General features: G+C 59.5%; 23 protein-coding genes. 8 read left to right on the top strand and 15 right to left on the bottom strand.

All coding sequences use genetic code 11. The features are described 5' to 3' along the window. The 4 genes from ACR0NA_RS19815 to ACR0NA_RS19800 form a co-directional block, all read left to right on the top strand. A partial coding sequence (locus ACR0NA_RS19815; RefSeq protein WP_480731978.1) for an ABC transporter permease occupies nucleotides 1–383 on the top strand: 383 nt, incomplete at its 5' end. A 56-nt stretch (nucleotides 384–439) separates the two neighbouring features. After that, nucleotides 440–1,435 (top strand): substrate-binding domain-containing protein, encoded by a 996-nt coding sequence (locus ACR0NA_RS19810; RefSeq protein ID WP_010437236.1) that lies wholly within the window; start codon nucleotides 440–442, stop codon nucleotides 1,433–1,435. Between the two features lie 53 nt (nucleotides 1,436–1,488). Beyond that, the gene (locus ACR0NA_RS19805; protein WP_480731975.1) at nucleotides 1,489–2,391 is read left to right on the top strand and encodes a hypothetical protein; all 903 of its coding nucleotides are present in this window, start codon (nucleotides 1,489–1,491) and stop codon (nucleotides 2,389–2,391) included. Continuing rightward, entirely contained in the window at nucleotides 2,379–3,188 is an 810-nt protein-coding gene (locus ACR0NA_RS19800; RefSeq protein ID WP_480731973.1) for an NAD-dependent epimerase/dehydratase family protein, read from the top strand. The genes ACR0NA_RS19805 and ACR0NA_RS19800 overlap by 13 nt, the downstream gene beginning before the upstream one ends. On the opposite strand, the gene ACR0NA_RS19795 is transcribed toward ACR0NA_RS19800, so the two are convergent. The 6 genes from ACR0NA_RS19795 to ACR0NA_RS19770 all read right to left on the bottom strand — a co-directional run bounded on the left by ACR0NA_RS19795 (nucleotide 3,163) and on the right by ACR0NA_RS19770 (nucleotide 11,577). Continuing rightward, nucleotides 3,163–3,432: a hypothetical protein gene (locus tag ACR0NA_RS19795; RefSeq protein WP_480731971.1), complete on the bottom strand. Its 270-nt coding sequence runs from the start codon at nucleotides 3,430–3,432 to the stop codon at nucleotides 3,163–3,165. The genes ACR0NA_RS19800 and ACR0NA_RS19795 overlap by 26 nt on opposite strands. 965 nt (nucleotides 3,433–4,397) lie before the next feature. After that, nucleotides 4,398–4,643: a MoaD/ThiS family protein gene (locus ACR0NA_RS19790; protein WP_480731969.1), complete on the bottom strand. Its 246-nt coding sequence runs from the start codon at nucleotides 4,641–4,643 to the stop codon at nucleotides 4,398–4,400. Beyond that, nucleotides 4,636–6,894, bottom strand: coding sequence for a xanthine dehydrogenase family protein molybdopterin-binding subunit (locus tag ACR0NA_RS19785; protein WP_480731967.1), 2,259 nt, complete (start codon nucleotides 6,892–6,894; stop codon nucleotides 4,636–4,638). The genes ACR0NA_RS19790 and ACR0NA_RS19785 overlap by 8 nt, the downstream gene beginning before the upstream one ends. Continuing rightward, the gene (locus ACR0NA_RS19780; protein ID WP_480731965.1) at nucleotides 6,894–7,373 is read right to left on the bottom strand and encodes a (2Fe-2S)-binding protein; all 480 of its coding nucleotides are present in this window, start codon (nucleotides 7,371–7,373) and stop codon (nucleotides 6,894–6,896) included. Before ACR0NA_RS19780 ends, ACR0NA_RS19785 begins: the two co-directional genes overlap by 1 nt. A gap of 3 nt (nucleotides 7,374–7,376) precedes the next feature. Further along, a complete protein-coding gene (locus ACR0NA_RS19775; protein ID WP_480731963.1) occupies nucleotides 7,377–8,237 on the bottom strand; it encodes an FAD binding domain-containing protein in 861 nt (286 codons plus the stop codon). A gap of 127 nt (nucleotides 8,238–8,364) precedes the next feature. Continuing rightward, complete coding sequence (locus ACR0NA_RS19770) at nucleotides 8,365–11,577, bottom strand: reductive dehalogenase (protein ID WP_480731961.1); 3,213 nt, start codon at nucleotides 11,575–11,577, stop codon at nucleotides 8,365–8,367. Nucleotides 11,578–11,651: 74 nt separating this feature from the next. Here ACR0NA_RS19770 and ACR0NA_RS19765 point away from each other — a divergent pair, with 74 nt between their 5' ends. Further along, on the top strand, nucleotides 11,652–12,554 hold the full coding sequence (locus tag ACR0NA_RS19765; RefSeq protein WP_480731959.1) for a LysR family transcriptional regulator: 903 nt from the start codon (nucleotides 11,652–11,654) through the stop codon (nucleotides 12,552–12,554). Here the strand turns inward: ACR0NA_RS19765 and ACR0NA_RS19760 are convergent. After that, nucleotides 12,545–13,396 (bottom strand): LysR substrate-binding domain-containing protein, encoded by an 852-nt coding sequence (locus tag ACR0NA_RS19760; RefSeq protein WP_480731957.1) that lies wholly within the window; start codon nucleotides 13,394–13,396, stop codon nucleotides 12,545–12,547. The genes ACR0NA_RS19765 and ACR0NA_RS19760 overlap by 10 nt on opposite strands. A gap of 104 nt (nucleotides 13,397–13,500) precedes the next feature. Here ACR0NA_RS19760 and ACR0NA_RS19755 point away from each other — a divergent pair, with 104 nt between their 5' ends. Continuing rightward, nucleotides 13,501–14,205 carry an SDR family oxidoreductase gene (locus ACR0NA_RS19755; protein WP_480731955.1) on the top strand — a complete coding sequence of 235 codons (705 nt, stop codon included), beginning with the start codon at nucleotides 13,501–13,503 and terminating at the stop codon, nucleotides 14,203–14,205. A gap of 4 nt (nucleotides 14,206–14,209) precedes the next feature. Here the strand turns inward: ACR0NA_RS19755 and ACR0NA_RS19750 are convergent, their stop codons facing one another. Genes ACR0NA_RS19750 through ACR0NA_RS19735 form a run of 4 tightly spaced genes read right to left on the bottom strand, consistent with a single transcriptional unit; the run spans nucleotide 14,210 to nucleotide 19,943 of the window. Further along, a complete protein-coding gene (locus ACR0NA_RS19750; protein WP_480731952.1) occupies nucleotides 14,210–15,481 on the bottom strand; it encodes an NAD(P)/FAD-dependent oxidoreductase in 1,272 nt (423 codons plus the stop codon). A gap of 41 nt (nucleotides 15,482–15,522) precedes the next feature. Then, nucleotides 15,523–16,557, bottom strand: a complete 1,035-nt coding sequence (locus tag ACR0NA_RS19745; RefSeq protein WP_480731950.1) for an ACP S-malonyltransferase — start codon at nucleotides 16,555–16,557, stop codon at nucleotides 15,523–15,525. Beyond that, a complete protein-coding gene (locus ACR0NA_RS19740) occupies nucleotides 16,554–18,746 on the bottom strand; it encodes a dehydrogenase E1 component subunit alpha/beta (protein ID WP_480731948.1) in 2,193 nt (730 codons plus the stop codon). Before ACR0NA_RS19740 ends, ACR0NA_RS19745 begins: the two co-directional genes overlap by 4 nt. A gap of 30 nt (nucleotides 18,747–18,776) precedes the next feature. Then, nucleotides 18,777–19,943 (bottom strand): pyridoxal phosphate-dependent aminotransferase, encoded by a 1,167-nt coding sequence (locus ACR0NA_RS19735; RefSeq protein ID WP_480731946.1) that lies wholly within the window; start codon nucleotides 19,941–19,943, stop codon nucleotides 18,777–18,779. A gap of 98 nt (nucleotides 19,944–20,041) precedes the next feature. Between ACR0NA_RS19735 and ACR0NA_RS19730 the strand changes: the two genes are divergently transcribed. Further along, nucleotides 20,042–20,932: a LysR substrate-binding domain-containing protein gene (locus ACR0NA_RS19730; protein ID WP_480731944.1), complete on the top strand. Its 891-nt coding sequence runs from the start codon at nucleotides 20,042–20,044 to the stop codon at nucleotides 20,930–20,932. A gap of 27 nt (nucleotides 20,933–20,959) precedes the next feature. On the opposite strand, the gene ACR0NA_RS19725 is transcribed toward ACR0NA_RS19730, so the two are convergent. The 4 genes from ACR0NA_RS19725 to ACR0NA_RS19710 all read right to left on the bottom strand — a co-directional run bounded on the left by ACR0NA_RS19725 (nucleotide 20,960) and on the right by ACR0NA_RS19710 (nucleotide 25,157). Then, on the bottom strand, nucleotides 20,960–21,736 hold the full coding sequence (locus ACR0NA_RS19725; protein WP_480731942.1) for a nuclear transport factor 2 family protein: 777 nt from the start codon (nucleotides 21,734–21,736) through the stop codon (nucleotides 20,960–20,962). A gap of 234 nt (nucleotides 21,737–21,970) precedes the next feature. Then, the gene (locus ACR0NA_RS19720; protein WP_480731940.1) at nucleotides 21,971–23,128 is read right to left on the bottom strand and encodes an acyl-CoA dehydrogenase family protein; all 1,158 of its coding nucleotides are present in this window, start codon (nucleotides 23,126–23,128) and stop codon (nucleotides 21,971–21,973) included. Between the two features lie 107 nt (nucleotides 23,129–23,235). After that, a complete protein-coding gene (locus ACR0NA_RS19715; protein WP_480731937.1) occupies nucleotides 23,236–24,027 on the bottom strand; it encodes a TIGR03084 family metal-binding protein in 792 nt (263 codons plus the stop codon). Nucleotides 24,028–24,029: 2 nt separating this feature from the next. Continuing rightward, entirely contained in the window at nucleotides 24,030–25,157 is a 1,128-nt protein-coding gene (locus ACR0NA_RS19710) for an NAD(P)H-dependent flavin oxidoreductase (RefSeq protein WP_480731935.1), read from the bottom strand. Between the two features lie 197 nt (nucleotides 25,158–25,354). On the opposite strand from ACR0NA_RS19710, the gene ACR0NA_RS19705 reads away from it, so the two are divergent. Further along, nucleotides 25,355–26,512 (top strand): acyl-CoA dehydrogenase family protein, encoded by a 1,158-nt coding sequence (locus ACR0NA_RS19705; protein ID WP_480731933.1) that lies wholly within the window; start codon nucleotides 25,355–25,357, stop codon nucleotides 26,510–26,512. Nucleotides 26,513–26,556 lie beyond the last annotated feature (44 nt).

The following is a 26,556-nucleotide window of genomic DNA, read 5'->3' as shown; positions in this document are numbered from 1 at the left end:
TCTCTTCCGGCTTCGGTCGCTTGTTCGCCATGTGGTTCCTCCATTTTCTTAACCATAACGGCGGACCACTTCAGAGGGGGAGGATCAGTATTCTGGCTGCTTTGGCGGGTGTATTGCTGGCCTCCCGTCTGATGAGCGGCACGCCCACGGCAGGAAACGGTATCGAACTTCAGGTTCTGGCAGCGGCTGTCATCGGTGGCGCATCCCTACGCGGCGGCGAAGGTACTATTCTTGGTGCTTTCCTCGGCGTCGTTTTCGTTGCGTTGATCAACAACACTATGACGATGCTGGCTGTATCGATCTACTGGCAGATGATCGTCATCGGCGGTGTACTCGTTACAGCGGTCGCCTTGGACATGCTGATCCGAAGCAAACGGGGCTAATCCCGAAGCTTTCCAAAATTCAACAACAACCAAAGATCCAAAACAGGGAGACTACGATGACTGAATTGAATGTGAATCGGCGCAGGCTGCTGACAGCGGGCACCACTGCTGGATTGGCCGCAGCGTTCGGACTGCCCATGCTGTCCAAAGAAGCCATGGCGCAAGCGGCCGGCAAAGAGTATGTTTTCCTGTCCATCGTCACGCAGGTGCCGTTCTGGGTGGACTATCGAAATGCAATGGAAGACCTTGAGGAACTGATGGGCATCAAGGCCACATTCACGGGCCCCTTGGATTTCGACACGGCAGCACAAGCACGCCAATTGGACGAGCTGATCGCAAGACGTCCCGCAGGAATCCTTATCTTCCCCGGCGATCCGGCCACTCTGGCCCCTGGCGTCGAACGTGCGGTCGAGGCGGGCATTCCAGTCACATGTTGTATCGGTGATATTCCCGACAGTCCCCGGTCCACATTCCTTGGTATCAACGGCGTTCAGGCAGGACGTGTCGGCGGCGAAATGCTCGCGCAAGCGATTGGTGGTAAGGGCAAGGTTATCCTCGGCACTTTCCCAGCCCCCTCCACATTGGAGCGGGTCGAGGGGTACAAACAGATCTTTGCCGAGAAATACCCGGATATCGAAGTGGTCGACGTAGTCAACGACAAGGCCGACCCGTCCTATGCGCCGACAGCCTACCTTCAGGCAATTCAGGCGAACCCGGATATTGTTGGAATTGGCGGCACGGACGGCGACAGCGGCAAAGGCGCTGCAATTGCCGTCAATGAGGCGGGACGCAAGGACATCAAGATCGTCGCGATGGACCGAAATGATGATATGCTTCCCTATATCGAAGACGGCACAATTCACGGCGCAGTGGCTCAGAAATCCTATCTTGAGATCTTTCTCGCCTTCCACATGATGCATTGGCAGAACACTGACGCGCTGAAGGTCTTGCCCGATTGGAAGGCGGCTGGCATCAATCCTCTACCCGAGCGCGTTGAAACCGGGGTTATGCCGATCACTGCCGAGAACGTCGTCCAGTTCAAGCACACCTAAGCGATTGTCCCGGTGCATTCTATCGCGCCGGGAAACCGATAGGAGGGGGTTACATGTTGGACAGATGGAGCGTTCTTCACCTGCAGCAAAACGATCTGCAGCTGACACTCCTGCCCGGCATCGGGGGCCGCTTATGGGATATAAACTTCCAAGGTCGCTCCCTCCTATTTCAAAACGCAGATCTCGACGGTTTGGATGTCGATGACACACGGCTTACTGATCTGCCCACACGCTCTCCACAATTTGGTTTTCCACTCTGGGGCGGCGAGAAAACTTGGATCGCCCCGGATGCATCCTGGGTAAACGGCGCTCCGTTTCCCGTGTTGGACAGCGGCCCCTATCAGATCACTTCGAGAAGCAGCACTCGCATCGACATGACCAGCGCATTATGCCCGACCTCGCACTTGTCAGTGTCGCGCCGCATCACGCTGACCTCGGCGGAAAGCTGGGAAATAGAACACATCGTGGTCAACCATGGGACCTCCTCTCGCCTCACTGGCATTTGGTCAGTCATGATGCTTAACACCCCTGCCAAGATCGGTGTCGAGTTGGAAGACCCCGCGTTTTATCCTGTTTTTGGCTCTTCCGAAGGGATGATAGCTACGCACGGCAAAAGCACTGTCGTGGATTGCAACAGACAGCAGGAATTCAAGGTCGGGCTACCGAACCCAAACGGACGTACAGTGGCGCGGTGCGGCGCTGATGGCCCTCTGCTGATGTGTTCAGTACCAGAACCTCAACAGGGCGATCAATTTGCACACGACTATCCGTTTGAGGTCTTTAACTCGGGCGATTACGCCTATTGCGAAGCGGAGTGGCACTCCCCGGCACGCAACCTCGCACCGAATGAAACGCTGAATTTTCGGCAGACGTTCCGCGTCTTGGCGGAGGAAGATGCATCCCAAATGCCATTGGGACTCGCAAACAACAAGGAATTCCTGTCATGCATGTCCTGATTACAGGCGCTGGTGGGCATCTCGGCCGCAAACTTTTTGACGCGCTAGAAAGCGACCCCGACTACACCGTTTCTGGCATCGACATTCGCCCCGTTGATCATCCCGACATTCACACCGCAGACCTGTCCGACGACAGCAGTTGGGTCAGTTTGCTTAAGGGAGTGGACGTTATCGTGCATCTAGCTGGTGACCGAGAGCCCTCCGCCACTTGGGCCTCCGCGATCAAACACAATATGGATGCAACGCTTTCTCTCTATCACCATGCGGCAGCCATGGGCGTCAGCCGCGTGGTTCTTGCCAGCTCCAACTGGGTTCACGGCGACAAAAGGTTCACGCATCAGGTGCTCAACAGCACGACACCACCAGGGCCAGTAAACGCCTACGGCATGTCAAAGCTATTCTGTGAACGGGCAGGGGCTTATTTCGCTGAGCATCACGGACTGTCGGTCATCTGCTTGCGCATCGGCTGGACACAATGGACTCACGACAACCAACCCGGCACACACATGGCGATGGGCCGGTGGGGTCAGGAAATGTGGCTGAGCGATCGGGACTTTCTAAGCGGAATGCGCGCCGCAATAGATGCCAAGGATATTTCCTTCGCAGCCCTGAACCTAATGTCAGATAACCCAGGTATGCGCTGGGATATCACTGAAACACGGAAAGCGATTGGCTACTCTCCAGAGGACGGAAGCCCCGCAAAAATAACAGTGGGCGTTGTCTTAAGATCCACGCTGAAACGGCTGTTTGCAGTTCGGCTCCCCAGCTATTTCACGACACGTTTTCCAGATTGGTAGAGTACAAGTCCTTGCATTGTTGTTGCGTTACGCAATCAGTTTCCGAAACCTCGCATCGAAGTAAGCGCTGAAATTTGTCATAGTTGTCCAGTTTGCGGTTGGCGGAGAGCGGCATAGCCGCCTGCAGCAGCATATCAGCATCGGACAACGCGCTCTTGACGCACTCCCGCATTTCGATGGCCAGCACCTCCTCGTTCTCGGAAAGATAAATCTGGCAGAAGCGATGGATGGAACTCTTACTCACACCAGCGAAACGTCCGGCGATGTTTCTTACACCATCACCGTTACCAATAGCCGCGGTAATCTCGCTCTGCTGAGGGTGTCTTATGACGTTGAATGTTTACGCCAAGCTAGTCACCTTACTTGCTCATCTTTTTGTCGAGTTGTTGCCCTCGACTTAGAAACTATGAGTATTGGCGCGACACACAATCCCCAACCTCGAGATGATCGAAAAGTGTTACATTGGGTTGTTACAGCGCAAGAACTCATGTACGAATAAGCTATTGTTTTTATTGCAACCTATCACCTCAAGACCGCATCCCCTAGGCTCCACCAAATCCCCACAGAGCGACTAGATAGCAAGCACCAGAACAGTGTGCGCAAAATTTCGCTGTATGAGTATCTCTAACTGTCCAGACATGGTTTCTATCGCTTGCGTTAGCCCCTGTGACAGGCGTCTCAACGCCGCTGTGTTTTACCGCTATTCCACTCTTGGCAGACCTTTTCATGACGCTAAAGGTCAAGCCCGTCACGAATAGGGAAAACCAGAACGTATAAAGTCGTTGTGCATCAAAGCCTGTAAAAAATTAAAGGGCTGACCGAGGGGGTAGAGGTCAGCCCTTTTTGGGGGTGTCCGGATCTGTGAATGGTGACCCGTTGAATCATCTATACCGTTTTCCACGACCGCAGGGTATTAGGGCATTCCCGTAGCCGCAGCAAATTGCCTATCAGGGCTGAGTTCCGGGCAAGCTTGCCGTTGGATTTTCTCTTGGAACTAGCGCGAAGCCCACGTGTAACAAGCAGAAATATCACGACTATTTTGACAGCTCTTTAAACGCGGTAGCCAGACGCTCAGAAGGCCAATTCTAAGCGGAAATTTTCAGGAACGGATTTTTTTAGGAAATTTCCCGCTTACCCCGCCCGGAAAGCAAGATTGCGGTCGAATCCCCACCAAGTCCGAATCGCTGCCTGAGGAGAAAACGCAAGGCACTAGCCACCGCGCAGGCGCTGCATCAGGTAAACTTCGCTGCCTTCAGGGATCGGTTCGGTCAGGCCGGTTGCGATGACGCGGCCGTCAATGGCGATTGAGACACCGGCATCAACCGGGCCCTGCAACTGCGGATAGGCTTTGATCAGTTCGCGTAGCAATTCGCCGGTGGTGCCTGCCTCAACCGTCACAACCTCCCGGCCCCCGGTCAGAGACCGGAGGCCGGACCAGAGGTGGACCTCAACCATTGTCCTTGAGCGCCGCCAGAATACGGGGCGGTGACATGGGCAGTTGGCGAAGCCGCACGCCAGCGGCGTTGGATACGGCATTGGCGATGGCCGCAAGCGGCGGCACGATACCGGTTTCGCCGACGCCGCGTACGCCGAATGGGTGGCCCGGATTGGGCACTTCGACAATCACCGTGTCGATCATCGGCAGGTCGCTTGCGACAGGGATGCGGTAGTCGAGGAAGATCGAGTTCTGCAGGCGTCCGTCATCGCCATAGACATATTCCTCGTTCAGCGCCCAACCGATGCCCTGCGCGGCACCGCCCTGGTACTGACCTTCGACATAGGTCGGATGGATCGCCTTACCCGCATCCTGAATGACGGTGTAGCGGGAAACCGAGGTCTTGCCTGTTTCCGGATCGACCTCGGCATCGACGATATGGGTGCCAAAGGACACGCCGGCGCCCTCCGGGGTTGCCTCGAAATGGCCCGAGATCGGGCCGCCGGTTGATCCCATGTCGGCGGTGATGTCGGCCAGTGGCATCGGATCGAAATCGCCTGCATTCGGGCCGGAAGGCACGGCACAGCCGTCTTCCCATTTCACCGCATCGACCGGAATGCCCCATTTGGCCGCTGCCCGTTCGCACAGGCGTTCAACCGCATGGCGTGCCGCCTTGATCGTGGCCAGACCGCTGGCATAGGTCACACGGCTGCCGTGGCTGACATCGTTGTAACCCAGCGTGGCAGTGTCGGCGACGGTGACGCGGATATTCTGGTAGGGAACGCCCAGAACCTCGGCCGCCATCAACGCCATCGAAGCGCGCGAACCACCGATATCGGGCGTACCAACCATAAGCTGCGCCGATCCATCCTCGGACAGGGCCAATGATACGGATGTTTCGCCTCCGTGGTTGAACCAGAAGCCGCAGGAAATCCCACGCCCCTGCCCTGGTTTCAGCGGCGCTGAATAATGGGGATGGGCCTTTGCGGCCTCCAGCGTTTCAACCAGACCGATCTGTTCGAACCGGGGGCCGTAGCTGGCCTTGGTGCCTTCGTGCGCCGCGTTTTTCAGGCGTACGTCGACAGGATCTAGGCCCAGCTTGTTGCACAGTTCATCCAGCACGGATTCCACCGCAAACGCCCCCATCGGCGCGCCCGGCGCGCGATACGCCGCCTGTTTCGGGCGGTTGGTCATCACGTCATAACCCACCTGACGAACATTGGTCAGGTTATATGGCGCGAAGGCACACATGGCGGTGAATTCACCCGGTGCGCCCGGAAACGCCCCGCCCTGCAGGCGGAAGATGCCCTGAGCGGCTGTGATGGTGCCGTCCTTCTTCATCCCGATCTTGACGTCCATGGACGCCGAGGACGTCGGCCCGGTGGCCCGGAACACCTCAGAGCGGTTCATCACGATCTTGACCGGGCGATTGGCCTTTCGTGACAGCGCCAGTGCCACGGGTTCGATGAACACAGTGGTCTTGCCACCAAAGCCGCCGCCGATTTCCGACGCCGTCACGCGCAATTGCGAGGTTTCCATCCCCAGCAGAGCGGCGCAGGTCTTTTGCGCGATCCAGTGTCCTTGTGTCGTACACCACAGCTCGCCCTTGCCGTCAGTGCCCAGCGTGGCAAGACAGGCATGGGGTTCGATATAGCCCTGATGGGTCGCCTCGGTGGTGAAACTGTCCTCAAGCACCAGGTCAGCCTCGGCAAAACCTGCTTCGACATCGCCGTGACCGCTTTCGTGATAGCGAACCACGTTCGGGTGCATGCCCTCAGGCACGGAATAATCCGCCGCCCCTTCGCGGATCACCGGCGCGTCAGACTGCATCGCCTTGTCCACATCCGTGACGTGCGGCAGAACCTCGTATTCCACCTCGATCAGTTTCAGCGCGTCCCGCGCAGCTAGCACCGAAGTCGCAGCTACAGCTGCCACCGCATGCCCGTCATACAGCGCCTTTTCACCGGCCATGACGTTTTCAAGAACGTTCCAGAATTCGCCTTCCATCCCGGGCAGGAACGGCACCTTGTCCGAGAAGTCGGCGCGCGTGACCACGGCCTTGACGTCCTTGTGTGTCTCGGCTTTGGACGTGTCGATCCTGACGATCCGTGCATGGGCATGGGGCGAGCGCAGGATGGCCCCGTGAAGCATACCGGGCGCATAGGCATCAGCCCCGAATTTGGCGCGGCCCGTCACCTTGTCCAACCCATCGGGGCGGTCGGGGCGCGTTCCTACGAATTTGAAGTCCGATTTGCGATCGTCGAGTGCCATTACGAAGCCTCCCGCAGTTCAGCAGCCGTATCCATCACGGCGCGAATGATCTTGTCATATCCGGTGCAGCGGCAAAGGTTGCCTGCCAGCCAGTACCGCGCCTCTTCCTCGGTCGGGTCGGGGTTCTTTTCCAAAAGCGATTTGGCGGCGACCAGAACACCGGGTGTGCAGATCCCACATTGCAGGGCCGCGTGTTCGATGAACTTCTGCTGTAGCGGGTGTAAAATGTCACCTTCGGCGATGCCTTCGACCGTTTCGATCTGTTTGCCTTCGGCCTCGACCCCCAACATCAGGCAGGAACAGACCAGACGGCCATCAACCGTGACCGAACATGCGCCGCAGTCGCCGGTGCCGCAGCCCTCTTTCGCGCCGGTCAGGTTCAGCTTGTCGCGCAGGCAATCCAGCAGGGTTTCGCGCGGATCGCAGAGATATTCGACCGTATCTCCGTTAACGGTCGTGGAAACGTGGAACTTGCTCATGGCTCATTCTCCCTTTGCGCGGGCATAGGCGATTTTTGCGGCGCGCTTGGCCAGAACACCAGCGACCTCAGTGCGGAATTCGATGGTGCCGCGTTTGTCGTCGATCGGGTTGCAGGCGGCAGAGGCCGCGGCGGCCAGCGCATCAAGCGCCGCATCGTCCAATGTGGTGCCGACAATGGCATTGGCGCACTCTTCCACCAGCAAGACAGTTGGTGCAACGGCGCCCAGTGACACGCGGGCTTCGGCGATCGTATCGCTGTCCAGTCGCAGGTTGACGCCAACGCCGACCACGGCAATGTCCATCTCGGTGCGCGGAATGAAACGCAGATAGGCATCACCGCCATTCTTGCCACGCGCAGGTATGTTGACCGCTGAAATCAGCTCGCCCTTGGCCAGTGAAGTGCGTCCCGGTGCGGTGGGGATATCCCCGACCGCGACTTCACGGGTTCCATCCGGGCCGGTCACTGTAACAGACACTCCGGCCGCCACCATGGCCGGAACGGAATCAGCCGCTGGCGAGGCGTTGCACAGATTTCCGGTCAGCGTGGCGCGCCCCTGCACCTGCGTCGACCCGATCAGATCCATGGCCTCGACCACGCCGGGCCAGTCGCGACCAAGTTCGGGATGCTCGCTCATCTCGGCGCCGGTGGCCGCGACGCCCAGCGTCCAGCTGCCGTCGGCATTGCGGGTGATGTCCGATACACCATTGATTTTCTTGATATCGATCAGTGTGTCGGGCGTCACAAGTTCCGAGCGCAGCTGCACCAGAACGTCTGTGCCCCCCGCCAGAAAGCGGGTGATGCCCGTTGCGTTCGCAGCCAGAGCCGATGCCTCGGCAAAGCTGGCTGGGCTATGATAGTCCATGATTTTACCTCGCGCCTGTTGGTCAGGGTTCACTGGGGTTTGGATGGACGTTAGTGCAGCAACCCCCGCGCGTCCATGGCAGGAGCGACCTATTTTTTTAATCCGGAATGTCGTTTCCGAACTATTGTCAGAGATCGATTTCGATTACCCCGTCCGGCTCTGCCGCGCGGCTCTGGCACAAGATGATCGCACCTTCGCGCTGTTTCTTCGACAGCACAAAGTCCCGGTGTTCGATTTCGCCGGAAACAACGCCGCATTTGCAGACGCCGCAAATCCCGTCGGCGCATTTGACATCCACGTGGATGCCGGCCTCATTCAACACCTGCGCGGCATCCTTGTCGGCCGGAACCTCCAGTTCACGCCCCGACTGGCCCAGTTTCAGCCGGAAGGGGTGGTTTTCGTATTCCGGCTGTTCCGGAACCGAGAAATATTCCAGATGCCGCGCCTCATCCGGAAAGCCCTGCCGTTCCGCCGCCAGAATTACGCCGTCCATGAACCGGTCCGGTCCACAAGTGTAGACGTGCCAGCCATCCTGATACCCTGACAGGATCGCATCCAGTTCGGCACGGGTACCTTCATCCGAAATATGGTAGTGGACCCGATCTGCCCATGGCATCGCCGCCAGATCATCCAGGTATCCTGCCGATTGGCGCGTGCTCGAGGAATAGTGCAGCTCAAACTCCCTACCCAGCGCGTGCAGGCGATGGGCGAAGGCAATCATCGGGGTGATACCGATGCCCCCACCCATCAGGAACGTCTTGGCTGCGCTTTCATCCAAATCGAAGTGGTTGATCGGTTTCGAGATGAAAACCCTGCGACCTTCGTCAAATATCCGATGCAGCAGAGCAGACCCGCCACGCCCGTCATCCTCACGCAGAACGCCGATCTGGTATTTGCTGCGATCCGACGGATCGCCGGACATCGAGTACTGACGCAGAAATTCCGGGGCCACCAACACGTCCAGGTGCGCCCCAGCAGTCCATTCCGGCAGCGATGCGCCGTTTATGGCCGAAAATTCGTACTTGCTGACATCCGCTGTCATTTTATCGACCTTGGTCAGTTCAACCCGCATCACAGGGGCATCACCTGCAATCTGATAGCGGTGCACCACGGACATGTCGCCCGCAGCCATGCGTGATTTGTACTCTTCCGCCGTCACCATCGCCTCATAAGCAGCGATCCCGGCCTCACGGTCCATCGCAAACGGATAGGGCCACGGGTGCGGCGCCAGATAGGCCGGGTAGACGGCAAGGGTCTGATCCTCGTATTTCAGGTCCAGATCCTTTTGCAGGTCGCGCCGATTGAGTGGATGCACCGATGGTCGATAGGCACCGTCTGCCTGCAATTCGATGTCCCACCACCATTTCTTGGTGTCGTTCAGTCCTCCATTGCCGACTGCATCGTCCAGTTTCGCAAGCACAGGCGCGGTCGAGGGGATATTCATCGCCGCCCAGCGGAAAGGACTTTCCTTGAAAATACCTTCGAGGTTCCAGGGACAGGTTTTCATGCATCGGCCGCACATTGCCCCACCCGGCGTCGTGATCCGGTAAGTGGCACATTTCTGACTGTCTGATTTCCAAATCTCGTAGCCGTTGAACATAAGCTTTGGCCCGGCGGTGATCGCGCCCGACGGGCATTCGCGCGCGCATTTATTGCAGGCTTCACAAAACTTCTGCAGGCCAAAGTCGATGGGCTTGTCATGGCTCATCGGCATGTCCGTTGTCACAACACCTGATTTGAGGCGCGGTCCCAGATAGGGGTTCAGGATAACCTCGCCAATGCGGCTGACCTCGCCCAATCCACTTAGCAGCAGAAGCGGCGGCTGCAGCACTTCGCCATCCATCACCGTATGCGCCTTGGCCTTGTAGCCGAGATTGCGGATCTGCTGCGCAATCACTCCGCCAAGCAGGGAGAACCGCAAATAGGCCCGCATGGACTGGGCAACGCTGATCCAGTCGTCGCCAGACGCGCCTTCCATCGTCTCATAGCCCTGATCGATGATCATGCTGACGGCCTGATCATGAGGCGGCACAATCTCTTCTCCGGTGGCGTCGTGCGAATACCAAGCCCAGTCAGGACAGCGGCTGAGGCCGACTGCATCGACACCCAGAAAATAGGTTGCAGCCTTGATATTAGCCGCGTTGCGCATGGCATCAGTGGGCTCGGGGACCTCAGCGCTTTCGCCGTCCTGCAACAGGACAAACGCCCCCAGCGCCCTGCGTTGCGCAAAACTTGGCGCGGCCTTGCGTGCGTAATGCCCGCCCTTGGCCCCGTCCTGCAGCGCCTTACCCATGTCGCCAAACTGTGCCCGGGCAAACATGTCGGCGCGTTTGGGCACGCGCGCGACGTTGGCCTCGTCAATATAAGTGGTGGGGTCATCCACCCGTTTGAGCCTTTCGAACGGATGCGCGCCGTCCATGTATCGGCGTTTGGCGTAGGGATCGAGGTTCAGGGCGTTTTTGGCAAACCCCGTACCCAGCCACCAGGCCGGGCCTTGAGTACGGAACCATGGTTGATCGCCCATAGTCACCAGAGGGCTGTCATGGGCGATCTCCATTTCGGTGGTCACGGCCGCCAGCCCGAACCGTGTTCCCAGCCACGGCGCGACAAGGGCCCCGTCTTCGACCGATACCAATCCTGCCGCAACTGCTAGTTTGCCCAGATCGACATCCGAAGACGTCGCCGTGTGCGCCCGCGCGTCAAATCCCAGCAAACGGATGTAATTGGCGATGACAACGGCGTTTTCTGTCGCCAGCAAGCAGGCACGATGGGCTTGTGCATCCCCGATCCAATCCGACCCCGGTTCATTCGGTTCATGGTCTCGGTGATGTTCGTAAAGGAACACGATGGCATGGCGATGACCATCGATGGTGGTTGGTTCGGCCTCCATGCTTTCCTTGAGGTCCGCCATGATCACGTCAATACCCGAGGCCAGCGTTTTGGTCTGCCGGGTCTTCAGCGCGTGGGCCAACCGGTCGATATCCGGATTGCGTCGGGATTCGCCCAACATGGCCTCAGCAGGCAGCGGGCCGCATCCCATCATCGACGCATCGTTGAAATACCCGAACGCTTTCAGATGGTCGGCACGCTCCTGCGGGTCAACCGGAATTTCCGCCATCGCCGGGTTCACGAATCCGTCCCGGATCGCATCCATCATCGCCTGAAACTCACCCATGGCGTTGACGATGCTTTCGGGATTCTCAGGCCGGTGATAGCTCAGCGCGGCCATCGCGGGCACGGCGGACAGATCTGGCATCCCGGTGCGGCGTTCCAGACGCTCCAGCGGATAGCCCCCCATATGAACGGGCCTGTTTTTGTCTGAAAAAAAGCGGAGTCCCATCGCGCATCTCCTGTTTCCAGCCTCTGCTAGACCGGATTGGACAGCAAAACCATTCATGATTAATCATAGACTGCATGAACAAAATCGATTTCACAGATATCGACGGCAAGGTGCTGCGCGCCTTTCTGACCATCCTCGAAGAAAGCTCGGTCTCAAAAGCGGCTGACCGGCTGGGTGTCACGCAATCGGCGGTCAGTCACACGCTGGGTAAGTTGCGGGTGATGCTTGGTGATCCGCTTTTCGTCCGGTCAGGTCAGGGGCTGACGCCGACGGAACGGGCGCAGTCGTTAAAGGAGCCGGTGCAAAAGGTGCTCGACGGGATGCGGGCCCTGACCGAAGGCCGGCCTTTTGATCCATTGTCCGAAGAAATGCACTTTCAGATCGCGGCCAACGATCTGCAGCGCGAGTTGATCTTTCCTACCCTGCTGCGCGAAGCGCGGGCCGAGGGGATAAGGCTGCGGCTGGATCTGGAACTGTCAGGCGTTCCCGATCCCGCAATATTGCGCAGCGACCGCTGTCAGCTGGCACTGACCCCCCTGCCCCCGGACGGGCCCGACATTTTTCAGAAACGACTGCTAAGCAGCCCACTAATGATCTACTATGATGCTGAACGGCGCGACCCGCCCACAAGCTGGCAGGATTATTGCTCAACAGAACATGTCGAGGTGCGCTTTGCGGATGGCCGCAGCGCCAAATCGGTCATGCGCGGTGTGGACCAGAGCCAGATTCGACCGGCCACTGTCACGCTACCGCATTTCAACGCAATCCCCGCCTTTGTGAAGGGCAGCGACCTGATCTCGACCGACACGGCACTGATGGCGCGTGGACCACTGACCGGCCTGGACTGCGCGCCGCTGCCTTTCGACTGCGAACCTGTATCCATCTACATGGTCTGGCACGAACGCTCGACCGGCGATCCGGCCCATCGCTGGTTGCGTGAACGCATCGAGAGAATTGCGGCAAGCCTTCATATCTGAGATTTCAGCCACTCCCGCATCGCCGTGACAAGTTCGGGCTGTCGCGGCTGCCTTGGGGCTACGATGAAAAACCCCAGATCCTCGACAAGGCTTTCCGCCAGCGGTCGCACCAGTCGGCCCAAAGCCATTTCCGAAGACACCAGTGGCGCATTAGCAAGCGCGCAGCCCTGACCCGCAATTGCGGCGTCAATCGCAAGGCTGGTTTGGCTGAAACTCATCATGCGTGGTTTGCCAGAAACGCCCAACCGTTCCAGAAAAAGCGGCCAAAGGCCATGGGAATCGCTGAGCAATGTCTGACGCAACAGATCCGAAGGCTCGGTAATCTGTGCCGCTAGGTCGGGGGCACAGACGGCCACAAATTCCGTTGAAAACAGTGGCTCGGCCGTCAGTCCCGGCCCGAAGGGTGCCCGCCCCTGTCTGACTGCGATATCGATGCCATCTGTCTGAAAGTCAGCCAACCGCTCGCGCGCGTCCACCTGCACCGAAATGTCCGGGTGTTGCGCAGTAAAATCGCGCAATCGCGGGACAAGCCATTTGGAGGCAAAGCTGGGCGTGACCGAAATTGTCAGTTGCCGCACTTCCGATAAACCATCCACTGCTTCCCCAATCAATCGAAAGGCGCGGCGCAGGGGCGCGTGGAATCGGCGTCCGGGCTCGGTCAGTCGCAAACCGCGCGGCAGCCGGTCGAACAGCTGCACACCCAACCGTGCCTCCAGCCCCCGCACCTGTTGCGCCACGGCCCCCTGCGTCACGCCCAGTTCCTGGGCCGCAACGCGGAAATTGAGGTGACGCGCCGAAGCCTCGAAAGCGCGGAGCGCATTGAGCGGAGGGAGTGAAGTCATGAGGTCCAACTGTAGATTTTCTACAGGATAAAGACACGAGAACTGATTGGTCAAATCGCAATTCAAGCAACATTCTGGAACCCGGTTACATATGGAGAAATACAATGTCGGACAAAGTGGCCCTGATAACGGCGGGTGGCAGTGGAATGGGTGCGGATGCAGCGCGCAGGCTTGCCGCGGATGGCTTTCAGGTTGGTATCCTGTCCTCTTCCGGCAAAGGCGAGGCACTGGCTGAGGAGTTGGCAGGAATCGGTGTGACCGGGTCAAACCAATCCAACGAGGACCTCCAAAGGCTTGTGGATGCGGCCATGTCCCGATGGGCGCGCGTTGATGTTCTGGTGAATTCCGCCGGGCATGGGCCGCGTGCACCGATCCTTGAACTGACCGACGAGGACTGGCATCGCGGGATGGACGTCTACTTTCTGAACGCGGTGCGTCCGACGCGACTGGTGACGCCGATCATGCAAAAGCAAGGTGGCGGGGCGATCATCAACATCTCGACGTTCGCGGCGTTTGAACCTGACCCGGTCTTTCCTACATCCGGCGTGTTCCGGGCGGGTCTTGCGGCCTATACCAAGCTGTTCTCGGATAGATATGCCGCCGACAATATCCGCATGAACAACGTCCTTCCCGGCTTCATCGACAGCCTTCCGGAAAAGGAAGAGTTTCGTGCCCGCATTCCGATGGGCCGCTATGGCAAAAGCTATGACGAGATCGCGTCGGTCATTTCCATGCTGGCGTCAGATGGCGGCGGGTACATAACCGGCCAGAACATCCGGGTGGATGGTGGCATCACACGCTCGGTCTGAGTGGTCAGAACCGGGCCTTTACCAGATGCGTCAGTGCCGCGCCGGTTTCAAAAAAGGCGCGGCGCAGGCCCGGCCAGCTTTCCGAATGGGTTTGCACCGCCGGTAACGGCAGCAGGTCCGGGTCACTTTTCAAAAGACTCTCGGCCATTAGTCTGCCAAACACCGTTCCCGGCCCGATACCACGTCCGGAAAACCCGTGCGCAGACAGGGCATTCGGCCCAATCTCGGTGATCTTTGGGATATGGTCCGACGTCATGGCGATGCGCCCGTGCCATCCCTCGGTCAATGGCTGATCCGCCAGTTGCGGGAACAACTCTGCCAGTTTGCGCCTGATCCAGCCGGTATGCGCGGTGCGCCCCACATGGCCCAGGTCACCCATGCCGCCGATAATCAACCGCCCCTCCTGATCCGTGCGGAAAGAGGTCATGATCAAACCGGTATCCCAGCAACCTTCGCCACCGGGCAGAATGCCTGCGCGCAGATTGTCGGACAAAGGGGCTGTGGCGTATTGAAAATAATAGACCGGCACGTAGGCCGTTGCCGTCGGCTGCAAGCCCTGATGATAGGCATTTGTTGCCTGAATAACCGACCGAGCGCGCACCGTACCGCCGGTTGTTGATAGGTGCCAAAGGTCTCCTTCCCGGTGCAGGGAATGGACCGGGCTTTGGGTAAACACGTGCGCCCCTGAAGCGATGGCCGCCCGCGCCAAGCCGCGAACATAGGAAAGAGGCTGGATCGTGCCCGCCCGGGGGTCGAACAAAGCGCCGTGAAATGCGGTGCTACCTGTTCTGGCGCGGGTCTCATCTGCTGATAACAATTCGACCGGGGCACCTGAGTCGCGCAATTGAGTGTGACGAGCATTGAGATCACGAAACCCTGTCGGTGAATGCGCACAATGCAGGGTTCCGTTCTGTACCGGCTCGCAATCGATCCCGTGGGCTCCGATCAGCCGAAAAACCTCTGGCGGGGCCTGAGCCAGCAGGTCAATCAGCCGATCCCCCGCCTGCACCCCGAGATGTGCCCGGATGTCGTCAGGGGGCAGCCAAAGCCCGGCATTTGCCAGCCCGACATTGCGCCCTGAACCGCCATGCCCGATCTCCTGCGCCTCAAGCAAACAGACCGACGCCCCGGACTGCGCCGCGTGCAAGGCGGCGGAACATCCGGTATAGCCACCGCCGATCACGGCAAGGTCGACCGTCAGGTCTTCGGCCAATGGCGCTGTTTCGGTCCGTTCGTGACTGGTGTTCAGCCACAGGGAATGCTCGGGGTTGTTCACGGTCTACCTATCAAGGTTTTGCGCGGATCATTGCGGCACGATCAGCCGGTTGCAAGCGCCCTTTGGTCCTCACGACCCATCGAAACCAGCATCGGCTGCGCCGCCTGCTGATCCTGAAAAGACGCCTTGTCCGTCATTCCGCGCCATTCGGCCAGTACCAGAGACTGTGCTACGGCCCCGCCCAGCGTGGCGCCCGGCCCGGTGACGATGAACAGATCGGGGGCGAATTCACGTGCCGCAGTTTGGATAGCGCGGGTGAAATCATACGCCTCGGTCACCTGATGCCCCAGCGTGTAATCCCACAGGGCGCCCGTATCTGTCGCCCCCGGCCACCAGATATTGCCGCGCCCGTCGATCAACGGGCGATCAGGCTGATCGAATAGGTCGACACCAAGCTGCGCGCGCCCTTCGGCGGCAACGGGGGCCTGCAGCCGGGTGTGGAAGGCGGCGTGATTGGCAAGGCGCATCGGAAAGCGTTCCTGCACGATGGGTTGAGATGCCTCAAAGGCCTTCAGCCCCTCTTCGTTGCCCGCCAGAACCAGCATGCCACCCAGATCGATGGACAGCGCCAGATCATGCCCCTCCATCGCGTCGATGCGTGCAACATGTGCCAGCAGCTCAGCCTTGCGGGCGGAATCGCAGACCCAGTCGTCACCCATGAAGGGATAAACCAGTTGCCCACCAACCAGCTTGTCCTGCATCAGCGTACCCATGGTGTTCACGACGCGAAACCCGTTTTCCGGGCTCAGCGCCCCGGCTGCGGCCAGCGCGATGTACCAACCCATTGAGTTGCCGGTGACGGCCACCACTTCGATATCCTCGGCCAGCGCCTGCGCGTCAGCCAGCGAAGCGGCGTAGATCAGCGGCGAGGCCACATCCCCGCGAGAAAACCTGCCGACCGAGAACCGTTCGGCGCTGTCCAATGCGGTAACGGCCTCCTGCCCTGTTTCAGCGCGGATGGTGTCAAATGTGCGGAACAAATCCATGCACCCGGCATGGTGGCGGTGCAGATAGCCCAGTTCGGGTTTGTTATACGTCCCCCGACCGGGGCAGATCACAACGGCGGTACGGGTCATTTCTTTGCTCCGGTCAGAGAGAGGGCGGCGGTGACGATGCCATCTTTCGACGGCAGCGGTGCAGCATAGGCAGGGCCGGTGGCGATGAAACAATCCTCGGCCACGACACGCGCGGTCGGAATGGCGCCACTTTCTTCGCAGAAGAAAGTCATCAACGCCTCGGACTGGCTGCCTGTACGGCGGCATTCATCAACGATCAGAACGTGTTTGCAGCCTTTGGTGGCCTCGCGCAGCGCCTCGATCGGCAGCGGCGCCAGCCAGCGCATGTCGATGATCCGGGTACTCAGACCTGCCGCCTTCAGTTCGGGCAGCGCCTGCTGCGACAGGTAGTGCCCATTGCCGTAGGTGACGATGGCCAGATCGGTGCCGTCGCCGTGCACACCAACCTCGCCCAGCTCGATCCGCTGATCCGGCGATGGATAAGTGGTCATCCATGCAGCATCCTGCGCCCCGTGCAGATCCCGCATCGGATAAAGCGCGATGGGTTCGAGGAACACCACGACCCGTTGCTCTTCGCGCGCCAGCCGCACGCATTCGCGCAACATCCGCGCCGCATCTGAACCGTTCGACGGGCAGGCGATGATCACACCGGGAATATCGCGAAGGACAGCCAGCGAGTTGTCATTGTGAAAATGCCCGCCAAAGCCTTTCTGATAGCCCAGCCCCGCGATGCGCAGCACCATAGGGTTGGTGAACTGACCGTTCGAGAAAAACGGCAGGGTCGCGGCCTCTCCCCTGATCTGATCCTCAGCGTTATGCAGATAGGCCAGGAACTGAATCTCGGGGATCGGAACAAATCCGTTATGCCCCATACCGATGGCAAGGCCCAGAATCGACTGCTCGTCCAGCAACGAGTCGATCACCCGGTCGGGGCCAAAGCGTTGCTGCAATTTCTGCGTCACACCATAGACGCCCCCTTTGCGGCCGACGTCCTCGCCCATGCAGACGATCTCGCCATGTTCCAGCATCAGATCGGTCAGCGCCCAGTTGATCAGGCGGCTCATGGGCTGGGGCTCATTCATTGCCCGCATGTCGCCACCAAACGCCTTTGCGCGCGCCTCGGCGCTGGGGCCGTTGGTGGGTTTGCAGTCGCGCTTGGGCGGGATCAGGCTGGCCATGACTTCCTGCGCGGTGGCCAGATGCGGACGGGTTGCCGCCTCGGCCGCTACGCGGTCGGTGCGGGCGCAGGTGTCTTCGTAAATCTGCAAGGCCTGATCCGGCAACAACGCACCGGCCTGATCCAGCAGGCGCACCGAATGCAACAGCGGATCATTGGCCTCATCCGCCTCAACCTCGGACTTGCTAAGGTAGGTCGTCGGCACATCGGCCCCCGCGTGACCATAAAGGCGCACGGTTTTCAGGTGCAGGAAGGCGGGTTTGCGGCGGGTACGAACGTACTCGGCTGCCTCTTGGGCGACGGCGTAGGTCTCATAGATATCCAGACCGTTGGCCTGAAAGTACTTGATACCCGGTCGATGTTCCATCGAGGCCTGTATCCAGCCCTTCGGTGTTTTCACCGAAATACCGATGCCGTTATCCTCGCACACAAACAGCAGTGGCAGCGGCGTGGATTGCACACTTGTCCAGCCCGCCGTGTTGATTGCCCCCTGTGCCGTCGAATGGTTGGCGGACGCATCGCCAAAGGAACACATGGCGATCCCGTCTGCGGGCAGTTGCCGGTGCTCCGGGCCGTGCCTGCGCGCCGCGCCCAGCGAATAGGCCGCCCCCACCGCCTTGGGCAGATGGCTTGCAATCGTCGATGTCTGTGGCGGGATCATCAGAGCCTTCGACCCCAGCACCTTGTGCCGCCCGCCCGAAGTCGGATCCTCTTTCGAACAGGCAAAACTCAGCAACATGTCCCATGTGATCTGTTGACCGGGCACCTGTTCGGCGCGGGCGATCTGAAACGCGGCGTCGCGATAGTGTAGAAAGGCAATGTCGGTCGGACGCAGCGCGTGTGCGACCGCGGCCATCCCTTCGTGGCCCGACGAACCGATAGTATAGAACCCCTGCCCGGCCTTTTGCATCGCCCGGCTCGTACGATCCAATGCACGACTAAGCACCTGCGACCGATAGAGCGAGACGGCCTCGGCATCACTCAACCCCGGTGCCGGGTCGGCGCCATCGGGGAAGTCGCGCTTTGCAACGCGGGACAGGAAATTCTCGTGAACGATCTGGGCGCGGTCCATGGCTCGGCCTTCTCAAGTAGTGTTGTCGTGTCAGAGCGCGGCAACCGCGCGCGAGATGCGGGCAAGCCCTTCGGTGAGGCTATCCGTTGCATAGGCGAAGGACAGGCGCAAATGGCCGGGCATCCCAAAGGCGCGCCCCGGAACCAGCGCAACACCGGCCTCATCCAGCAGATACCGGCAGAACTCATGGTCTACAGGCATCTTCGCGGGCGTTTTGGGGAATACGTAGAAAGCCCCGTCAGGTGTTGCGCAGCTAAGTCCGGCGGCATTCAGCCCTGTAACGACAAGATCACGGCGCGCCTGCATCTCGTTTCGACGCTCGGCCAACAGGTCCTGCGGGCCAGTGATGGCCTCCAGCGCCGCAGCTTGCGCGATGGAACAGGCACCGGATGTGATCTGCCCCTGAACCGCCACCATTGCCTTGATCAGCGGAGCGGGCCCGATGCCCCAGCCGATCCGCCAGCCGGTCATCGAATAGGCCTTGGACACCCCGTTCACGATCAGCGTGCGATCGGCCAGCGCCGGTACGGCCTGCACAAACGGCGTGAAAGGCACATAGGCGAGGTGCTGATAAATCTCGTCCGAAATCACCCAGACCTGAGGGTGTTTTTTCAGAACCTCGCCCAGCGCCCGTAATTCATCTTTGGAATATACGGCCCCAGTCGGATTGGAGGGCGTGTTCAGCAGCAGCCAGCGGGTGCGCGGGGTGATTGCGGCCTCCAGTTGCGCAGGCGTCAGCTTGAAATCCTGGGTGACCGGGCAATCCAGCACCACGGGCACGCCTCCGGCCAGCTTCACCATGTCCGCGTAGCTGGTCCAGAACGGGGCGGTCGTTATGACTTCGTCCCCGGCGTTGAGCGTTGCCATGAAGGCCGCTGACAGGACCTGCTTGGCCCCTGTGGAAACGATCACATTGGCGGCCTCCACCCCTGCCTGTTCCGCGATTGCACCGCGCAATGCTGGTGTTCCGGCCGTCGCAGGATATCTGGTTTGCCCATTTAGCGCCGCGCTATGTGCCGCCTCGACCACGTGGCCCGGGGTTGGAAAGTCAGGCTCGCCTGTACTCAGCGCGATCACGTCCACACCCTGCGCACGCAGTCTTGCCGCATGTTCCGAAATCTGAACGATTTCGGACAGTTCGATCCCTTCAAGCCGCTCGGCCCTTTGAAATTCGCCCAAGCTGTTCTGAATGGTCATGGTGCAATCCCCGAATAACAGTCAGTACCTGTGTGTATCCTGCTGGCATTGGCAGAAAGCCAGTGATATTCCATCCGAAAGGTATGAGGATAAGTCATATGATTGCGCCCCGCCGGTTTCTGCCCTCGATCTCATCCCTGCTGGCGCTTGAGGCGGTGGATCGGCTTGGCAGCGCCTCGGCAGCGGCCGAGGAGCTGTCGCTGACACAAAGCGCGATCAGCCGGCAACTCAAAACGATGGAAGAACAGTTGGGGGTCGAGCTGATCCAACGCACACAGATGCGTCTTCACCTGACACCTGCGGCAAGAGAATATGTGGAAACGGCAAGATCGGCGTTGCAACAACTGGCGCAGGCGTCGCTCAAGCTGAAGGCCAATCCAACGGGCGGGTCGCTGCATCTGTCGATCCTGCCCGCTTTTGGCATGCACTGGCTGGCACCTCGGCTGCAGGACTTTGCGCGCCGCCACCCTGAGGTGACGGTGAACCTGAACACGCGGCTGAAACCGTTCGATTTCGAAACCGAGCCCTTTGATGCCGCAATCCACTTTGGCCAGCAGGACTGGGCCGGGGTGAACTACCTGCCCATCATGCGTGAAGAGGTTTTGCCTGTCTGCGCACCTGACCTTTTGCCAGATGGTCTAGGCAGCATCGGTTGGCTGCAGGACGCACCGCTGCTGCACCTCGACACGCGCCCCGATGCCTGGGAGCAGTGGTTCGCAGCCCAGGGTCAGCCTGCGGAAGGCGTCCGCGGCATGCTGTTCGATCAGTTCTCAACAATGATACAGGCAACCATTCACGGGCTGGGCGTTGCGCTGATGCCCAGCTATCTGGTGGCCGAAGACCTGAAAAACGGGCGTCTGGTTCTGGCCTTGGACGGGCCCGTGGTAAGCCTTGGGAATTATTACCTCGTCTGGCCGCAAAGGCGGGCCGAGCCCGAACCGCTCAAGTCCTTTCTGAAATGGCTGAAAGGGCAACTTGAGCAGGAATGATGAAGTGACCGGCCCGAGTTTTCAGCTTCAGAACTTGCCGTTTTCATTCTTCCATTCGCTGCGCGGCGCTATCTTTTCGACGGTGTCCCAATGCTCGACGATCTTGCCATCCTCGACACGGAACAGGTCATAGAACGCGCTGTGCGTCCCGTTGGAATACCCTTCGCAAACCGTCAGGACAAAACTGCCCTCGGCCAATACCCGGTGAAGATGGCGATAGTCGATCATACGCTGCCCATCCATATCCGGGGACAAAGCTTCGCGCAGCTGCGCGAGGTCGTCACTGAAATGCGGGTTGTGCTCGGCAAAGGCGGATGTGTCGATGCAGGCATCGATCTGGCCCTCATCGCCACCGATCAAAGCGGCTTCGACAAACCCCCGAACAAGGGCCCGATTGGCTTCGGTCTTTTCCGGATCGGTCGCTTCGGCGGGGCCGTCAACCATGCTGCGCCCGGACAGATTTGGGCCTTGCCGCTTCTGGATGTTGTCCCAGTGCTCGACGGCCTGACCGTCTTCAAACCGGAACACCTCGAACCCGATGTTACGGCGGGAGAAATCGTATTCGGTATGCGCAAAGACGAAATCCCCGTCTTCAAAGGCGCGCACGATATTCACGCGGGGCGAGGTTTCGGACAGGCGCTTGAACAGCACCGCCAATCCCTCACTGCCCTCGTGCGTCTGAGGGTTGTGCTGGATGTACTTGGCCTCATTGACCACGGCGACCGGGCCGGGGTCACCGGTTTCGATGCTTTTCAGCAGGGCGCGAATGCGGTCCTTGTTGGCGTCCGGCATATCGATATCCATTCACGGGTCAGATGTCGCGATCTAAAACAGAATGTCAGGCATCTTTGATCCCGGCAACATGGTTGTGAACCGTGTCGGCAACGATACAGCGGCTTAAGCTGCGCGGCCTTTGAGTCCTGAGGACGGTGGTATGGGGGCCGGGCGCGCGCAGGCATTTCCCGCGCGTGCCCGGCCCGATAGGAGGAAGCCTTCCAGCAGGAAGGTCGACGACAGACGGGAGCGCCCCTTGCCTGCTTAAACGTCCAGCGAACGGGCGATGAGTTCTTTCATTACCTCATTGGTACCGCCATAGATCATCTGCACCCGCGCATCCGCATAAAGACGCGCGATGGGATATTCCATCATGAAGCCATAACCGCCAAACAGCTGCAGGCATTCGTGCATGATCTCGTTTTGCACTTCCGAACCCCAGTATTTCACCATCGAAGCCGTCGGCGCATCCAGCTGCCCCTGTTCCAGCTTGGCGATGCAGTCGTTGACGAAGCTACGCAGGACCTCGGCTTTTGTCTTGCACTCGGCAAGCTTGAACCGGGTGTTCTGAAAATCCATCACGCGCTGGCCGAACGCCTTGCGCTCCTGCACATATTTCACCGTTTCAGCGATTGCGAAATCGATGGCGCCCAGTGCCATGATGCCGATTGTCAGGCGCTCCCAAGGCAGCTGCTTCATCAGTTGATAGAACCCCTGCCCCTCTTCGGGTCCGATGAGGTTGGTCATCGGGACCTTCACGTCTTCAAAGAACAGCTCGGCCGTATCGTTGGCTTTCATCCCAAGCTTCTTGAGATTGCGCCCCCGGCGGAAACCCTCGGCCCCATCCGTTTCGACAGCAATCAGCGAGACACCTTTGGCGCCCTGCGATTTGTCCGTCTTAGCGACCACGATGACAAGATCGGCGGTCTGCCCGTTGGTAATGAATATCTTCGACCCGTTGATCCGGTAGGAATTACCGTCCTTTTCCGCCGTGGTCCGGACCGATTGCAGATCGGACCCGGTGCCCGGTTCGGTCATGGCGATGGCACCGACCATTTCGCCGGATGCCAGCTTGGGCAGCCACTTCTGCTTTTGATCTTCGCTGCCATAAGCAGTGATATAGTGGGTAACGATGGATTGGATGCCATAACCCCAACCGGCATCCCCGCGCGATGTCTGTTCGTAAATCGTGATCGAGTCGAAACCCATGTCACCACCAACGCCGCCGTATTCTTCGGCGATCGAACCAGCCATCAGGCCTGTTTCACCGGCCTTGTGCCAGAACTCGCGATCCACAACACCGTTGCCGACCCAATTGTCGATGTTGGGAACAAGTTCGTCGTCCATGAAACGGCCCGCCATTTCCGCGAACATGCGGTGTTCGTCGGTGGCCCAGGTTGAGGTGCTGGTGATTAGCGACATATCCATCTCTCCGGTCTGAAGTTGCAGGAAGGCTAACGTGCAAGGCGATTCAAACCAATCCGGGTGACGCCGCGTCTCGAAAGGGCGCTACGCAACGTCCTTTGGGATCAGCAGGATACTCGCCGCCGAACGCCTTTTGCCGGGGGTGTTTCGGCACCGCCCGCGAAACACTGGGCAATGGACATCCATTCGACCGCAACAGGCCCTTCGACCTTGAGGGTGGTGTCCGCAATGTTGCGTGTCTGTGTAACCACCTGAGCGAATTCCACCGCAGAACCGGAAATCCGGTTCTCTCCCGGTTCTCCGAACTCCCAAAGGGTTCCGGACGGGGCGGTCAGGTCCAGTCGTGGCATGCTTTCGGGTACAGCCAGACCATGCACCTTGTAGGACCAGCCAAACGTGTTCACGCCCAGAATGACGATGTTCTTTATCCGGTCGGTCTCTTGCCGCTCTACCCCAAGGATGTCGAACACCTCTTGGCCATGCGCCCAGGTTTCCATTTGCCGGGCGGTAATTGACGAACGAACGGACATGTCCGGACCTGCCCATTTCACCCGTTGCTTCGGATCGAGACCGGCCCAGCGCTTACCCATGCCCGTGTACAGTTCCCGCCACGCATCGCGCAGGTCTTCGCCACGCTCGGATATCATGGCATTTTCGGTTGCCCTGAAGCCGTTGGACTGAATTCCGGCAAAGGTCTCGGCCACGCGAACCTGAAAGGCGTCCTCGTCGTTCAACGACAGCTCGGCCATCTGATTCCAGAAGTGCAGGTGCACAAGAACATCGTTCAGCGTCCAGCCCTTGAACTGGGTAACCGTGTCCCACTTATCGCCCGCCACGTCAGCCAAGACCCCGTGCAGAGCCTCGCTTTCGTCCAGAAAATCCTTTGCCTGTTCCATGCTCATCCCTCCAACGTCGCCATCAACCGTTCGGTGGCGTCCAGATAATCCTGCTTGAACTCCTGCACGACAGCGCCAGCCGATGACATCTGGTTCATCAGACCAACCCCCTGCCCGACCCAATAGGTCGCAAGCTCGGCCGCACCTTCGTGCCCGCCTTCCGCCAACTTCTCGATCTTGCCCAGGGCCGGTTCTGATATCAGCGACTGGAACGGCATCGGCAACGGATCGGGGCCTTTCGCCTCCCACGCTTCGGTCCAGGCCGAGCGCAACTGGCGCGAGGTTTTGCCGGTGCGCGACCGGGAACGGACCGTATCCGAAGACGAGGCCGCCAGCATCTTGTCCTTGATCGTCTGACTGGGCTCACCCTCGGCAGTCGTCAGCCAGACCGAACCGCACCACGCCCCGGCGGCCCCCATGGCCATTGCGGCAGCCATCTGCCGCCCCGTAACGATACCACCCGCCGCCAGAACCGGCGTGTTGCCTGCGACCGAGACCACCTCGGGCACCAGCACCATGGTCGAGATTTCGCCGCAGTGCCCGCCGGCCTCGCCACCGGCGGCCACCAGAATATCCACGCCCGCCGCAACCTGACGTTCGGCATGTTTACGGGATCCGACCAGAGCCGCGACCGGGACACCCGCCTCACGGGCACGATCCAGCATGATCTGCGGCGGCGTGCCCAGTGCATTTGCGATCAGTTTGATGGGAAAGGAAAAGGCCACGTCCAGCATTTCCTGCGCACCACCGCTGTTGAGATTGTGCGAGAAATGCAGCATCGCCTTGCGCCGCTCGGCCAGATCGTCTGCCTGAACGCCATTTTGGGCCAGAACAGATTCGACAAACTCCATGTGCTCGCCGGGCAGACCGCCAAGCAACTGGTCGTCCGATGGCTCATCCCCCTGCCGTTGAATCGAGGTCGGGACGATCAGGTCGACGCCATAGGGTTTGCCGTCACAATTGGCGTCGATCCATTCCAGTTCGGTCCGCAGCTGCTCGGGCGTGTACATCACCGCGCCAAAAACACCCATGCCACCCGCGCGGCTGACTGCGGCCACTACGTCACGGCAATGGCTGAACGCAAACAGCGGAAACTCGATTCCAAGTTTTCGGCACAGGTCGGAATTCATCTGATCATCCCCTTTGATCTCTATCGCTGCGCCGCCCGGTGCGAATGGCGCGGAACGCGACGTTCTTTCTGTGACGCCCTCCTCGGCGCTTTACAGACCATCCGTTCTGTTTCTACGTTGCCCGCAACAGGCGTACCGGTCAACGCAGCGCGGACCCGCGCGACGTCACGGAACAAGCTGACCCAAAAGGAGGCGACATGACCTGCCCTTCCCCTTTCATGACACCCGAGCGTGAGGCCTATCGCAGCAATCTGAAACGGTTCTTCGACACGGAAGTGAAACCCAACATCGAGGATTGGGAGGCCAAGCGCTCAGTGCCATGGGCCCTGCATGAAAAGCTGGGCGACATGGGTGTCTTCGGCTTTGGCATTCCCGAAGAGTATGGCGGTCTTGGATTTGACGACGCTTTCATGCGGGCGGATTATGCCGAAATGGCCTTTGGCTGTGGTGCCTCGGGCGTTGCGGCAGCCGTTGGCGGGCGAATGATATCGCTGGGCCCGATCGTCAAGTTTGCACCCGAAGAGTTCAGGAAAACGGTTTTGCCTGAAATTGTCGGCGGACGCATGAATTCCTCGCTTGCGATCACCGAACCGGGTGGCGGATCGGATGTGGCAAACCTGACCACCAAAGCCGAACGAACCGAAGATGGCTGGGTCCTGAACGGCGCCAAGGCCTACATCACCGGGGGCATGGATTCACAATGGTTCGTCGTGGGGGCCAGAACCGGCGGGCCGGGATTGACGGGTATATCCCTCTTTCTGATCGAAGCGGACACCCCGGGTTTCACCCGCACGCCGCTAGGCGGCAAGATGGGCTGGCATTGTTCGGAACAGGCGATGCTGCATTTCGATGACTGCAAAGTCTCATCTGAGGCACTGATCGGCCCAGAGAACAAAGGGTTCATCGCCATCATGAACAACTTCAACTTTGAACGCCTCGCTATGGTTGCCGGGGGCCTCGGCATGATGCGCGTTTGCTATGATGCCGCGCTGGACTGGGCGCGCGAGCGCCGGACCTTCGGCCAAAGGCTGATCGACCATCAGGTCATCGCCCACAAGTTCGCCGAAATATCGGCCCGTATCGACATGATCGAAGCCTATCTGGAACGTATTTGCTGGGCGATCAATCAGGGCCTCATGCCCGCTGCCGAAATCGCCAAGGCCAAGGTCCAATCCACCAAGGCGTTGGAATTCGTGGCCTCCGAGGGCATGCAGATATTTGGCGGTGCCGGTTATCTGACTGGCAATCCGGTGGAACGGGTCTGGCGCGAGGTCAAGGTGATGGCCATCGGCGGTGGTTCAGAAGAGATCATGCGTGATCTGGCCGTGCGACAAATGGGGCTCGCCGGGCAATGATCCTCCGTGTTCCGCACTGACTATCGGACTGATTGGGGATTGGA

The organism is Ruegeria sp. C11 (assembly GCF_056537725.1).
Note: the sequence above shows the minus strand (reverse complement) of the source record. Positions and strands in the feature narration are given on the sequence as shown.

Coding starts and splice junctions, on each gene's coding strand:
- ACR0NA_RS19720 (WP_480731940.1), bottom strand. CDS start 23,128: ATGTCGCTAATCACCAGCACCTCAACCTGGGCCACCGACGAACACCGC.
- ACR0NA_RS19740 (WP_480731948.1), bottom strand. CDS start 18,746: ATGGACCGCGCCCAGATCGTTCACGAGAATTTCCTGTCCCGCGTTGCA.
- ACR0NA_RS19770 (WP_480731961.1), bottom strand. CDS start 11,577: ATGGGACTCCGCTTTTTTTCAGACAAAAACAGGCCCGTTCATATGGGG.
- ACR0NA_RS19735 (WP_480731946.1), bottom strand. CDS start 19,943: ATGACCATTCAGAACAGCTTGGGCGAATTTCAAAGGGCCGAGCGGCTT.
- ACR0NA_RS19715 (WP_480731937.1), bottom strand. CDS start 24,027: ATGGAACAGGCAAAGGATTTTCTGGACGAAAGCGAGGCTCTGCACGGG.
- ACR0NA_RS19710 (WP_480731935.1), bottom strand. CDS start 25,157: ATGAATTCCGACCTGTGCCGAAAACTTGGAATCGAGTTTCCGCTGTTT.
- ACR0NA_RS19790 (WP_480731969.1), bottom strand. CDS start 4,643: ATGGTTGAGGTCCACCTCTGGTCCGGCCTCCGGTCTCTGACCGGGGGC.
- ACR0NA_RS19775 (WP_480731963.1), bottom strand. CDS start 8,237: ATGGACTATCATAGCCCAGCCAGCTTTGCCGAGGCATCGGCTCTGGCT.
- ACR0NA_RS19780 (WP_480731965.1), bottom strand. CDS start 7,373: ATGAGCAAGTTCCACGTTTCCACGACCGTTAACGGAGATACGGTCGAA.
- ACR0NA_RS19760 (WP_480731957.1), bottom strand. CDS start 13,396: ATGACTTCACTCCCTCCGCTCAATGCGCTCCGCGCTTTCGAGGCTTCG.
- ACR0NA_RS19800 (WP_480731973.1), top strand. CDS start 2,379: ATGCATGTCCTGATTACAGGCGCTGGTGGGCATCTCGGCCGCAAACTT.
- ACR0NA_RS19755 (WP_480731955.1), top strand. CDS start 13,501: ATGTCGGACAAAGTGGCCCTGATAACGGCGGGTGGCAGTGGAATGGGT.
- ACR0NA_RS19785 (WP_480731967.1), bottom strand. CDS start 6,894: ATGGCACTCGACGATCGCAAATCGGACTTCAAATTCGTAGGAACGCGC.
- ACR0NA_RS19705 (WP_480731933.1), top strand. CDS start 25,355: ATGACCTGCCCTTCCCCTTTCATGACACCCGAGCGTGAGGCCTATCGC.
- ACR0NA_RS19765 (WP_480731959.1), top strand. CDS start 11,652: ATGAACAAAATCGATTTCACAGATATCGACGGCAAGGTGCTGCGCGCC.
- ACR0NA_RS19745 (WP_480731950.1), bottom strand. CDS start 16,557: ATGACCCGTACCGCCGTTGTGATCTGCCCCGGTCGGGGGACGTATAAC.
- ACR0NA_RS19810 (WP_010437236.1), top strand. CDS start 440: ATGACTGAATTGAATGTGAATCGGCGCAGGCTGCTGACAGCGGGCACC.
- ACR0NA_RS19725 (WP_480731942.1), bottom strand. CDS start 21,736: ATGGATATCGATATGCCGGACGCCAACAAGGACCGCATTCGCGCCCTG.
- ACR0NA_RS19805 (WP_480731975.1), top strand. CDS start 1,489: ATGTTGGACAGATGGAGCGTTCTTCACCTGCAGCAAAACGATCTGCAG.
- ACR0NA_RS19730 (WP_480731944.1), top strand. CDS start 20,042: ATGATTGCGCCCCGCCGGTTTCTGCCCTCGATCTCATCCCTGCTGGCG.